Annotated in this window: 9 protein-coding genes; 3 read left to right on the top strand and 6 right to left on the bottom strand. The window is 60.1% G+C overall.

Going from position 1 to position 11,718, the window contains the following annotated elements; genetic code table 11:
- Positions 1 to 145: 145 nt before the first annotated feature.
- The 4 genes from KGA81_RS16135 to KGA81_RS16120 form a co-directional block, all read right to left on the bottom strand.
- Positions 146 to 913, bottom strand: a complete 768-nt coding sequence (locus KGA81_RS16135; protein WP_223547190.1) for an SDR family oxidoreductase — start codon at positions 911 to 913, stop codon at positions 146 to 148.
- 173 nt (positions 914 to 1,086) lie between these two features.
- The gene (locus tag KGA81_RS16130) at positions 1,087 to 2,154 is read right to left on the bottom strand and encodes a phosphotransferase family protein (protein WP_223547189.1); all 1,068 of its coding nucleotides are present in this window, start codon (positions 2,152 to 2,154) and stop codon (positions 1,087 to 1,089) included.
- A 144-nt stretch (positions 2,155 to 2,298) separates the two neighbouring features.
- Positions 2,299 to 3,264: a 2-hydroxyacid dehydrogenase gene (locus KGA81_RS16125; RefSeq protein WP_223547188.1), complete on the bottom strand. Its 966-nt coding sequence runs from the start codon at positions 3,262 to 3,264 to the stop codon at positions 2,299 to 2,301.
- A gap of 29 nt (positions 3,265 to 3,293) precedes the next feature.
- Entirely contained in the window at positions 3,294 to 3,677 is a 384-nt protein-coding gene (locus tag KGA81_RS16120; protein WP_223547187.1) for a tautomerase family protein, read from the bottom strand.
- Positions 3,678 to 4,043: 366 nt separating this feature from the next.
- On the opposite strand from KGA81_RS16120, the gene KGA81_RS16115 reads away from it, so the two are divergent.
- Positions 4,044 to 5,324, top strand: coding sequence for a serine/threonine transporter (locus KGA81_RS16115; protein WP_223528806.1), 1,281 nt, complete (start codon positions 4,044 to 4,046; stop codon positions 5,322 to 5,324).
- Between the two features lie 173 nt (positions 5,325 to 5,497).
- A complete protein-coding gene (locus tag KGA81_RS16110) occupies positions 5,498 to 7,141 on the top strand; it encodes a SulP family inorganic anion transporter (protein ID WP_223547186.1) in 1,644 nt (547 codons plus the stop codon).
- A gap of 70 nt (positions 7,142 to 7,211) precedes the next feature.
- Here the strand turns inward: KGA81_RS16110 and acnB are convergent, their stop codons facing one another.
- A complete protein-coding gene (gene acnB / locus KGA81_RS16105; protein WP_223547185.1) occupies positions 7,212 to 9,812 on the bottom strand; it encodes a bifunctional aconitate hydratase 2/2-methylisocitrate dehydratase in 2,601 nt (866 codons plus the stop codon).
- A 456-nt stretch (positions 9,813 to 10,268) separates the two neighbouring features.
- Here acnB and KGA81_RS16100 point away from each other — a divergent pair, with 456 nt between their 5' ends.
- Positions 10,269 to 10,739 carry a DUF1289 domain-containing protein gene (locus KGA81_RS16100; RefSeq protein WP_223547184.1) on the top strand — a complete coding sequence of 157 codons (471 nt, stop codon included), beginning with the start codon at positions 10,269 to 10,271 and terminating at the stop codon, positions 10,737 to 10,739.
- Positions 10,740 to 10,838: 99 nt separating this feature from the next.
- On the opposite strand, the gene KGA81_RS16095 is transcribed toward KGA81_RS16100, so the two are convergent.
- A complete protein-coding gene (locus KGA81_RS16095) occupies positions 10,839 to 11,702 on the bottom strand; it encodes a universal stress protein (RefSeq protein WP_223547183.1) in 864 nt (287 codons plus the stop codon).
- Positions 11,703 to 11,718: the final 16 nt, after the last annotated feature.

The following is an 11,718-nucleotide window of genomic DNA, read 5'->3' as shown; positions in this document are numbered from 1 at the left end:
AAATGATTCGCGGATCTTTATTTTTGTGCCAGGTGGGTGGATTTTGCGCACCGGTTCTGGGGGGGGGGACAAAAAATGTGTCGATCACTAATCGCCGGTCAATCGAGGCAGCAATCGCTGCCTCTCTTTGCATCAAACTACTGAATCAGGATAGGAACCCCCCATCCACATTCAACGAAATCCCAGTCGTATAACTCGACGCATCACTCGCCAGATAAAGCACTGCCCCCGCCATCTCACTCGGATCCGCCACGCGCTTCAACGGAATCTGCGCCAGTGCGGTATTCAGGATTGCCTCATTCTTCACCAGTGCCGAAGCGAATTTGGTGTCCGTCAACCCCGGCAGCAATGCATTGCAACGAATCCCGAACTGCGCACACTCCTTGGCAAACACCTTGGTCATGTTGATCACTGCCGCCTTGGTCACCGAGTAGATGCCCTGGAAGATCCCCGGCGAAACACCGTTGATCGAGGCGACGTTGATGATGCTGCCGCCGCCGTTTTCGCGCATCAGTTTGCCGGCTTCGACCGACATGAAGAAGTAGCCGCGGATGTTCACGTCGACGGTTTTCTGGAAGGCGCCGAGGTCGGTGTCCAGCACGTTGCAGAATTGCGGGTTGGTCGCGGCGTTGTTGACCAGAATGTCGAGGCGGCCGAACTGTTGCTTGATGCCGGCGAAGACCTGGCTGATCTGTTCCATTTCGCCGATGTGGCAGGCGATGGCGGTGGCCTTGCCGCCGGCGGCGATGATCGCGTCGGCCACGTGTTGGCAGCCTTCGAGTTTACGGCTGGAGACGATCACGTGGGCGCCTTGCTGGGCGAGCAGTTTGGCGATGGCTTCGCCGATGCCACGGCTGGCGCCGGAGACGAAAGCGATCTTGCCGTCGAGGTCGAACAACTGAGTCTTGGACATGGGATTCCCTTATAAAGAGTCTTGTTATGCAGTCGAATGCCGGGGTAGAGGCCAATGCTGTTCGGTGGAGGTGGATTTGCTGCGTTTGGTCAGTAGGCTCGCGTTATCGTTTACGACCTTCGCGAGCAAGCTCGCTCCTACAGGGGATTGTGTGTAATCGAACCGAATCGGGCTCAGAGGCTGGATTTCTGGATGACCTGCAAGCTCATCTGCTCCAGCAGCTTGTTCATGTGGATGAACTGCGCGAAGCGTTTGTCCTGGGTCTGGCCGTGGTAGAAGCGGTAGTAGATCTGCTGCACGATGCCGGCCAGGCGGAACAGGCCGTAGGTGTAGTAGAAGTCGAAATTGTCGATGCGGATGCCCGAACGTTCGGCGTAGTAGTCGACGAACTCGCGGCGGGTCAGCATGCCCGGCGCGTGGCTTGGCTGGCGACGCATCATCTGCACCGGCGCTGGATCATCGGCTTCGATCCAGTAGGCGAGGGTGTTGCCCAGGTCCATCAGCGGATCGCCCAGGGTGGTCAGTTCCCAGTCGAGCACGCCGATGATCTTCATCGGGTTGTTCGTGTCGAGGATCACGTTGTCGAAGCGGTAGTCGTTGTGCACGATGCTGGAAACCGGATGGTCGGCCGGCATCTTGTCGTTGAGCCAGGCTTTGACCGTTTGCCATTGTGGCGCATCGGGGGTCAGGGCTTTTTCGTAGCGGTCGCTCCAGCCTTTGATTTGCCGCGCCACGTAACCTTCGGGTTTGCCCAGATCACCCAGGCCGTAGGCGTTGTAATCGACGCGGTGCAGTTCGACGAACTTGTCGATGAAACTCTTGCACAAGGCTTGGGTTTTCGCCGGATCCAGGCCCAGCTCCGGCGGCAGGTCCGAGCGCAGGATGATGCCATTGACCCGTTCCATGACATAGAACTCGGCACCGATCACCGATTCGTCAGTGCAGTGCACATAGGCTTTCGGGCAGTACGGAAAACCGTCGCGCAGTTGATTGAGGATGCGGAATTCACGGCCCATGTCGTGGGCCGACTTGGACTTGTGGCCGAAGGGCGGTCGACGCAGGACGAATTCCTGTTCGGGGTATTCCAGCAGGTAGGTGAGGTTGGAAGCGCCGCCCGGAAACTGGCTGATCCGCGGCAAACCGCTGAGCCCCGGAATATGGGCCTTGAGGTACGGATCGATCAGGCTGGCATCGAGTTCTTCGCCGGTGCGGATACGGGTGGACTGGTCATTAAGCGCCATGCTTATCCCTTCTGCTTATTCTGGAGGCCTGAAACTATTGGCTAATCTAATGCGCACATGACACGCCCACAACCGCGAACGGCTCTTATAGGTGAGCGTGTTGCCGGCCAATCATTGTTTTTGATACAGCTGTTTGAATCGCCGTCACTGGGCGACATGGCTCGTGGCGGGTGGCAAGTCGATCGGCGTCAGTACCGGTTGATTGGAGAAAAACGCCACGAGGTTCTTGCCCACCAGTTCGACAGTACCTTGGGCGGCTTCCGGAGACAGCCCGGCGACATGGGGCGAGAGGATCACGTTGCTCAGGGTCTTGAGCGCATCCGGCACCTTCGGTTCGGCGTCGAACACATCCAGCGCGGCACCGGCGATCCGGCGTTGCTCCAGGGCGCTGATCAGGTCAGCGGTGGCCATCACACTGGCCCGGGCGATGTTGACGATAAACCCCTTGGGGCCCAAGGCTTCGAGCACCTGGTGATTGACCAGATGCCTGGTGGCCGGACCGCCGGGCGTGGCGACGATCAGGAAGTCCGACGTGTGCGCAAGTTCAGTCAGGGTCGAGCAGTAGGTGTAGGGCACATCGCTGCGCAGCTGGCGATTGTGGTAACCAATGCTCATGTCGAAACCGGCGCTGGCGCGTTTGGCGATGGCCATGCCGACCGCGCCGAGGCCAAGGATGCCCAGGCGTTTGCCAGCGAGGGAAGGGCGCATGATCTTCGGCCACTCGCCGCGTCGTACGGCCGCATCACAGCGGGGTATGTCGCGCACCAGCGACAGCAGCAGCGCCATGGCATGGTCGGCGACGGACGAGGCGTTGACTCCGGCGCCATTGGTGACGGTGATACCCCGGTCGGCGGCGGCCTGCAGGTCGACGTGTTCATAGCCGGCGCCGAGCACGCAGATGATCTTGAGGTGGGGCAGCGCGGCGATTTCATCGGCATACAGCCCCAATGGGCCGCGAGTGAGGACGGCATCGATCTGCCCGGCGTGGCGGGCGATGGCCTCGGTGCGCTCGGCGGGCGTCGGGGCCAGAATCAGATGGAAGCCCTGATGTTCGAGGATGGGCAGGTAATCATTGATGGTTTCAACCAGTACCAGAACGGTTACGGGCATGGGGCTCTCTCGGGTCTGCAGGTTGAACTTCAGAGGGCGTACTGGGCAATCCCGTTGCCAAACGACCAGTTCTCTTTTTTCACTTCCACCAGATTAATGAAAATGTCCTCCAGACGCACCGCGAGCTCTGCATGAAGGCTTTCGGCGATGGTTTTGTAGAGGTTTTTTTTCTGCTCGACGGTCCGGCCTTCGCTCATGGTGATCTGGATCACCACCAACTGGTCCGTGCGGTTGATACCCAGATAACCGGGATCAAAGATGAAATGCTGCGCATCGTGTTCGGCGAGTATCTGAAAATTATCGTTCTCCGGCACGCCGATGGTGCTGTGCATGGCCGCGTAGATCAGTTGGCCGATGCGCTTGGCGTGGGTAGGGTCCTGATGTTTTTTGATGTCGACGCGAACCAGTGGCATGGGAAGACTCCGAGGGGGACACAGGTCAGTTAAAAATACATTGCGTTGGACCTTTATCAAGTGACGGATACCATCTGGCGATGAAACGTAGCCTCGAAAACACCGCAATTCCTTGTGGGAGCGAGCTTGCTCGCGATAGCGGTGTGTCAGTCAAATAGTTGTTGGATGTGCCAAAGCCATCGCGAGCAAGCTCGCTCCCACAGGGGATCTTCGGCTATCTGGTACCACCGTTCCTCACCTAAGTCTTTGCTTCTGCTAACTAATCCTCCAGAATCGCGCCCCTGTTCCGGCCAGGGCGCCGCCTGTCGGGTATTCCGACGCGTCCTGACCGGGTGGCAAGTGACCGGAATGTGGAGATCCCACCGGATGAATGATCAGGCCAATAGCGTTAACGAACGCTATGTAGACGCGACACCAGCGACGCTGTCGAGCTGGAATCGCCAAGACACCACCTGGATGCTGGGCCTGTTTGGCACGGCGATTGGTGCCGGAACCCTGTTTTTGCCGATCAACGCAGGCCTGGGCGGATTCTGGCCGCTGCTGATCCTGGCGTTGCTGGCGTTCCCGATGACGTTCTACGCACACCGCGGGCTGACCCGTTTCGTGCTGTCCGGTCGCGAAGGCGCCGACATCACCGAAGTGGTGGAAGAGCATTTCGGCATCAAGGCCGGTGCCCTGATCACCTTGCTTTATTTCTTCGCGATTTTCCCGATCCTGCTGATCTACAGCGTGGCGCTGACCAATACCGTGGGCAGTTTCCTCGAGCATCAACTGCACATCATGCCGCCACCGCGCGCCGTGCTGTCGCTGGTGCTGATCCTCGGCCTGCTGGCAGTGGTACGTTGCGGTGAGCAATTGATCGTCAAGGCCATGAGCCTGATGGTCTACCCGTTCATTGTCGCGCTGCTGTTCCTGGCGGTGTACCTGGTTCCGCACTGGAACGGCGGGATCCTGGCCACCGCCAGCAGCGTACCGGCGCCTTCGGCGTTGCTGCACACGATGTGGCTGGCGATTCCGGTGATGGTGTTCTCGTTCAACCATTCGCCGATCATCTCGGCGTTCGCCGTGGACCAGAAGCGTCGCTACGGCGAGCACGCCGAGGAGCGCAGCTCGCAGATCCTGTCCCGCGCCCACCTGCTGATGGTGGTGATGGTGCTGTTCTTCGTCTTCAGTTGCGTGCTGACCCTGTCGCCAGCGCAACTGGCTGAAGCCAAGGCGCAGAACCTGTCGATCCTGTCGTACCTGGCCAACCACTTCAGCAACCCGACCATCGCCTTTGCAGCGCCGTTGATTGCCTTCGTGGCCATTTCCAAGTCGTTCCTGGGGCACTACATCGGCGCCAGCGAAGGCCTCAAGGGCCTGATCGTCAAGAGCGGCAAGCGTCCGTCGGCCAAGGCCCTGGACCGCATGACCGCCGCCTTCATGTTGGTGGTTTGCTGGATCGTCGCCACGCTCAACCCGAGCATCCTCGGCATGATTGAAACCCTGGGTGGCCCGGTGATCGCGGCGATCCTGTTCCTGATGCCGATGTACGCCATCCGCAAGGTGCCGGCGATGGCGCGCTATCGCGGCCAGGCGTCCAACGTCTTCGTGACGGCGGTGGGCCTGGTAGCGATCACGGCGTTGATCTACTCGCTGACTGCCTGAGGTCAAAGATCAAGAGATCGCAGCCTGCGGCAGCTCCTACAGGGATCGGGGGCACCCGCGGATGTACTCGGTCAGCGCAGGAGCTGCCGAAGGCTGCGATCTTTTGATTTTCAGCTACAGTGGCCGCTGCACGCGATACGTGCAGCGGTTTTTTTTCGCCTGGAGACACTGGATTGTCGAGCGCCCCAAACGCTAACCCCACCGAGCAACCCAATCGCTGGCAGGACCTGCTGGCGGGTTTGTCGATTGCCGGCCTGCTGCTGCCCGAAGCGGTCGCCTATTCCAGCATCGCCGCACTGGCGCCCCAGGCCGGGCTGATCGCCCTGTTTGCCGGGTTGCTGTGTTATGGCCTGTTTGGCACCAGCCGCTTTGCGATTGTCTCGGCCACTTCATCTTCCGCCGCCGTGCTGGCCGCCGCGACCGCCACCCTGGCCAATGGCGACCCTCAGTTGCGCTCAACCCTGGCCATCGGCCTGGTGCTGGTGACCGGGGCGTTTTTCTTGCTGGCCGGGCTGTTCAAGCTCGGCAGTGTGACCTCGTTCATCGCCAAGCCGGTGTTGCGCGGGTTTGCCTTTGGCCTGGCGCTGACCATCATTCTCAAACAGGTCGCCAGCGTGGTCGGCGTGCATTTGACCAATGCCAATCTGGTGCGCTTGCTGCCGCAATTGCTGGAGCAACTGCCGCAGTGGAACTGGGTGGCGGCTGGCGTCGGCAGCGTGGCATTGGCCTTGTTATGGCTATTTGCGCGGTTTCGGCGCTTGCCGGGAGGTTTGTTGGTGGTGGTGATCGGCATTGCGGCGGGGCAGTGGCTGGCCCTGCCGGCCTATGGCGTGAAGCTGATCGGCGTGATCGACCTGAGCCTGGAGGTGCCTGAGCTGCCGGTACTGCCGTTTGCCGACTGGCTGCGTCTGGGGGAATTGGCGTTCGCCATGGTGATGATTCTGTATGCGGAGTCCTACGGCTCGATCAGTTCTTTTGCTCTAAAACATCGCGACCGGGTCAACTCGAACCGCGACCTGCTGGCCCTGGGGGCTTCCAACCTGCTGTCCGGTCTGTTCCACGGCATGCCGGCGGGAGCGGGGTATTCGGCCTCGTCGGCCAATGAGGCGGCGGGTGCCACTTCGCGCCTGGCCGGTATCGTGGCGGCGCTGGTGGTGCTGCTCATCGTGCTGACGGTGTTGCCTTATATCGCCCTGACCCCGGAACCGATCCTCGCCGCCATCGTCATCCATGCCCTGGGGCGAGGCTTGAGCCTGCAGCCGCTGGGACGCTATTTCATCTGGCGCCGAGACCGCTTGCTGGTGATCTGCGCCGTGGGTGCGGTGTTGGTGCTGGGGGTGCTGGATGGCTTGCTGGTGTCGGTGGCGATCAGTGTGTTGCTGATGCTCAAGCAGATGTCGGCGGCGGATATACAGATCCTGGGACGCATCGATGGCGGTCACGACTTTGTCGACCTGCAACGCCATCCAACGGCGCAAGCCGTGCCTGGCGTGCTGATTGTGCGACCGGGGGAAGCGTTGTTCTTTGCCAACGTCGAGCGGATTCTGGGTGGGGCCTTGCGTCTGATCCGGCATTCGCAAACGCCGATTCATACGGTAATTCTAAGTCTTGAGGAATCGCCAGATCTGGATGGCACCAGCATCGAGGCGTTGCAGGAGTTTTTCGTGCGGGTGCATCAAGAGGGTAAGCGGCTGATTCTGGCGCGCCTGAAGGACGACGCGCAAACGGCGTTGGCGCAGGTGCAATCCAGCGGTGTGATTCTGAGTGGTCTGAGTGTGGACGGGGCGGTGCAGCATGCCCTGAAGGCTGGCGCATAACCTGTGGGAGAAGGCATAAAAAAACGCCGCCCATCTCACGATGGGCGGCGTTTTTCATTGCGTTGCAACGTTAAGCTTGAACGACCGGGATGTTGGCGTTCGCAGCAGCTTCACGGAACTCGGCAATCTGGTCGAAGGACAGGTAGCGGTAGACATCGGCCGCCATGCTGTCGATCTTGCCAGCGTATTCCATGTACTCCTCGACGGTCGGCAGGCGACCCAGGATGGAGGCCACGGACGCCAGCTCGGCCGAAGCCAGGTAGACGTTCGCGCCGTCACCCAGACGGTTCGGGAAGTTACGGGTCGACGTCGACACGACAGTCGAGTTCGGCTCTACACGTGCCTGGTTACCCATGCACAGCGAGCAGCCTGGCATTTCCATGCGTGCGCCGGCCTTGCCGTAGATGCCGTAGTAGCCTTCTTCGGTCAGCTGGTGAGCGTCCATCTTGGTCGGCGGCGACAGCCACAGACGGGTTGGCAGCTGACCCTTGACCTGCTCCAGCAGTTTACCGGCGGCGCGGAAGTGACCGATGTTGGTCATGCACGAACCGATGAACACTTCGTCGATCTTCTCGCCAGCAACGCTGGAGAGCAGGCGAGCGTCATCCGGGTCGTTCGGCGCGCAGAGCACAGGCTCCTTGATGTCGGCCAGGTCGATCTCGATGACTTCGGCGTATTCGGCGTCCTTGTCCGCTTGCAGCAGCTCAGGGTTGGCCAGCCAGGCTTCCATCGCTTGAGCGCGACGTTCCAGAGTACGTGCATCGCCGTAGCCTTCGCCGATCATCCAGCGCAGCAGGGTGATGTTGGACTGCAGGTATTCGGCAATCGACTCTTTGGACAGCTGGATGGTGCAACCGGCAGCCGAACGTTCGGCCGAGGCGTCAGACAGTTCGAACGCTTGCTCGACGGTCAGCTTAGGCAGACCTTCGATCTCCAGGATGCGACCGGAGAAGGCGTTCTTCTTGCCTTTCTTCTCTACGGTCAGCAGGCCAGCCTGGATCGCGTAGTAAGGAATGGCGTGAACCAGGTCACGCAGGGTGACGCCTGGCTGCAGTTCGCCTTTGAAGCGAACCAGGATCGACTCAGGCATGTCCAGCGGCATGACGCCAGTGGCTGCGGCGAACGCGACCAGGCCGGAACCGGCCGGGAACGAGATGCCGATCGGGAAACGGGTGTGGGAGTCACCACCGGTACCGACGGTGTCTGGCAGCAGCATGCGGTTCAGCCACGAGTGGATGATGCCGTCGCCCGGGCGCAGGGAAACGCCGCCGCGGGTCATGATGAAGTCAGGCAGGGTGTGGTGGGTGGTCACGTCGATCGGCTTTGGATAGGCCGCGGTGTGGCAGAAGGACTGCATCACCAGGTCGGTCGAGAAGCCCAGGCACGCCAGGTCTTTCAGTTCGTCACGGGTCATTGGACCGGTGGTGTCCTGGGAGCCGACGGTGGTCATCTTCGGTTCGCAGTAGGTGCCCGGACGAACGCCGGTCACGCCGCAAGCCTTGCCGACCATTTTCTGCGCCAGGGTGAAACCCTTGGTGCTTTCAGCCGGTGCTTCAGGTTTCTTGAACAGGGTCGAAGGTGGCAGACCCAGCTCGGCGCGAGCCTTCTCGGTCAGGCCACGGCCGATGATCAGCGGAATACGGCCGCCAGCGCGCACTTCGTCCAACAGGACCGGGGTCTTCATTTCGAAGGTGGTCAGGACTTCGTCAGTGCCGTGCTTGCAGACTTTGCCAGCATGCGGGTACAGATCGATCACGTCGCCCATGTGCATGTTGGATACGTCGAATTCGATTGGCAGTGCGCCGGCATCTTCCATGGTGTTGTAGAAGATCGGAGCGATCTTGCTGCCGAAGCAGAAACCGCCGGCACGCTTGTTCGGCACGTAAGGAACGTCGTCGCCGAAGAACCACAGTACGGAGTTGGTCGCCGATTTACGCGAAGAACCGGTACCGACCACGTCGCCGACGTAGGCGATCGGGAAGCCGGCGTTGCGCATTTCTTCGATCTGCTTCATCGGGCCGGTGACGCCTTGCTCGTCCGGCACGATGCCGTCGCGAGCCATTTTCAGCATGGCCAGGGCGTGCAGCGGGATGTCCGGACGGGACCAGGCATCAGGGGCAGGGGACAGGTCGTCGGTGTTGGTTTCGCCGGTGACCTTGAACACGCGCAGGCTGATCTTGTCGGCCAGGGTCGGGCGCTTCACGAACCACTCGCCGTCAGCCCAGGATTGCAGCACGCCCTTGGCGTGAACATTACCGCTCTTGGCTTTTTCAGCGACGTCGTGGAAGGCATCGAACATCAGCAGGGTGTGCTTGAGTTCTTCGGCAGCCACTGGCGCCAGTTCGGCGTCGTCCAGCAGGTTTACCAGCGTCACGATGTTGTAGCCGCCCTGCATGGTGCCGAGCAGTTCAACAGCGCGCTTCTTGTCGATCAGGGGGGATTTGGCTTCGCCTTTGGCGATGGCGGACAGGAAACCGGCCTTGACATAGGCTGCTTCGTCCACGCCTGGCGGAACGCGATTGGTGATCAGGTCAACGAGGAATGCTTCTTCGCCAGCCGGGGGATTTTTCAGCAGCTCGACCAGGCCTGCAGTTTGTTCGGCGTTTAGCGGCTGGGGAACGATACCCAGTGCTGCGCGCTCTTCGATATGTTTGCGGTAGGCTTCAAGCACAGTATTACCCTCATCAGTGGTCCCAAATGGGTGTCCGGGACGCTCATCCCGAAATTGCCGTACTCATGCGCTGCATGGCGTTGTGAGCCACTTAGCCAGAATTGCCGACAATTCCTTACAGAAGCTGCTTTCAAAGTTTTACGCCTGCAGAACGGGAGCTGATGAGGGTTGGCGTTGGGCTTTTCCCCGCTGGAAAAACCCCTCGCCAACACCGCTCTGAAGGAACGACTGTGCTCGTGACGCTTTGAAAACAGCTTCTAACGGACATTGGCGCCTAAAAAGGCAGGCTGATTCTACGGCAAAAAAAAATTAAAGGTAAGTCAGGTTTTATTGGACTTTGGTGGAGGCCGCCGGCAAACCCCGATTCCCCCAAGGCCTTGAACTTTGAGGGGTGATCAATGGCCGACAAAGGGCTAACATGCCGGCCTGTTCTGCTTTTTCGCGTTTTGCCTATCTATGCCCAATCAGACCATCAAGACGCCGTGCGTCGGCCTTTGCTCCACTGTCTACGGTGACCTGGTGTGCCGTGGCTGCAAGCGTTTCCACCACGAAGTGATCCACTGGAACGGTTACAACGAGCAAGAAAAGCGCGCGGTATGGCTGCGTCTTGAGCAGTTGCTGTCCCAGGTGATGGCTGCCAAGGTGGAGATTTTCGATCCGGCGCTGCTCCGAATGCAGCTGGAGCAACGCAAGATCCGCTTCGTGCCCCATCAGTCGGAATATTGCTGGGCCTACCAGTTGATCGCCCGGGGCGCGCGGGTGATCAATAACCTGGAAGCCTACGGGATGGTGTTGCTGCCGGAGTTTCGCGAGTGGAATCTGCCGGAATTGCGCGATGCCATCGATCGGGAATTTTTCCTGCTCTCCGAGGCCCATTACCAGCGCTACATTGCGCCGGGGTTCCTCAAGGATGTTTTTGGCGGCTGACCGTCAAAAGCTTCGCTGGCAAGCCAGCTCCTGCAGGACGGTGCAAGACCTGTAGGAGCTGGCTTGCCAGCGAAGGCGATTTCACAGGCGCCAAAAATCTCAATGGTTGCCGGCAATTTCCTCCAGATGATCCTCAATCTCCTGCGGCTTGAGCACCAGCACATCGCTCTCGACCGAATCGAGTACCACTTCCGCCGTATTACCGATCAACACCCCCGACAACCCGCTACGCGCTACGGTACCGATCACCGTCACTGCCGCCTGCAGCTTGTGCGCCATGAACGGAATCAGCACGTCCGGCGGGCCCTCCTCGATGTGCAGGTGATCATCGTCGATGTCGAATTCAGCCTGGAACGACTTGCATTGCTCGCGATAGCGCGCCTCGATGGTTTCGCTGAGTTGAAACGTCGGGTCGGCCGCCGACAGCATCGGCGACGGGTGGGCACTGACTACGTGCAAGTGGGCCTTGGCCAGGGTTGCGATGTCATAACCATGATCGATGATAGTGTCGTGCAGGTGGCGGTGTTCCAGGTCGGTGTTGCCGACGTCGACGGCTGCCAGGATCACTTTGTCTTTCCACGAGCCAGCGGTTTTTACCAGCAGTACCGGGGAAGGGCATTGGCGCAGCAGTTTCCAGTCCTCGGGTGTCAGCAGGGCCTTTTTCAGTGCGCTGTCGGGAAAGTGTTGCTTGATCACCAGGCCGCAACCTTCCGCCTGCTGCACATCGATGATGGTTTCGTGCAGGCTCTTGTTCCAGGCCTGCTCGGTGGTGACATTGTAACCGTCCTCCACTAAAGCGGCCTTGAGCACGCCCAGCATGCCGCTGTGATCATGCTTGGGGTCGCACACCAGAAGGTGCAGATGCGCCTGGGTCACGCCAGCAATCAGCTTGGCCCGTTTGAGCGCCAGGCTTTCGGAGTGTTCGGGGTCGATGACCACCAGAATGCTGCGTACGGATTGCATGAGCGCGATCTCCTGA

This window comes from Pseudomonas sp. A-B-19, assembly GCF_019947515.1.
GTDB lineage: Bacteria > Pseudomonadota > Gammaproteobacteria > Pseudomonadales > Pseudomonadaceae > Aquipseudomonas.
Note: the sequence above shows the minus strand (reverse complement) of the source record. Positions and strands in the feature narration are given on the sequence as shown.

Excerpts from the sequence above, each read along its gene's own strand:
- KGA81_RS16120 (WP_223547187.1), bottom strand. The coding sequence starts at position 3,677 with ATGCCACTGGTTCGCGTCGACATCAAAAAACATCAGGACCCTACCCAC.
- KGA81_RS16135 (WP_223547190.1), bottom strand. The coding sequence starts at position 913 with ATGTCCAAGACTCAGTTGTTCGACCTCGACGGCAAGATCGCTTTCGTC.
- KGA81_RS16125 (WP_223547188.1), bottom strand. The coding sequence starts at position 3,264 with ATGCCCGTAACCGTTCTGGTACTGGTTGAAACCATCAATGATTACCTG.
- KGA81_RS16095 (WP_223547183.1), bottom strand. The coding sequence starts at position 11,702 with ATGCAATCCGTACGCAGCATTCTGGTGGTCATCGACCCCGAACACTCC.
- KGA81_RS16115 (WP_223528806.1), top strand. The coding sequence starts at position 4,044 with ATGAATGATCAGGCCAATAGCGTTAACGAACGCTATGTAGACGCGACA.
- KGA81_RS16100 (WP_223547184.1), top strand. The coding sequence starts at position 10,269 with ATGCCCAATCAGACCATCAAGACGCCGTGCGTCGGCCTTTGCTCCACT.
- KGA81_RS16130 (WP_223547189.1), bottom strand. The coding sequence starts at position 2,154 with ATGGCGCTTAATGACCAGTCCACCCGTATCCGCACCGGCGAAGAACTC.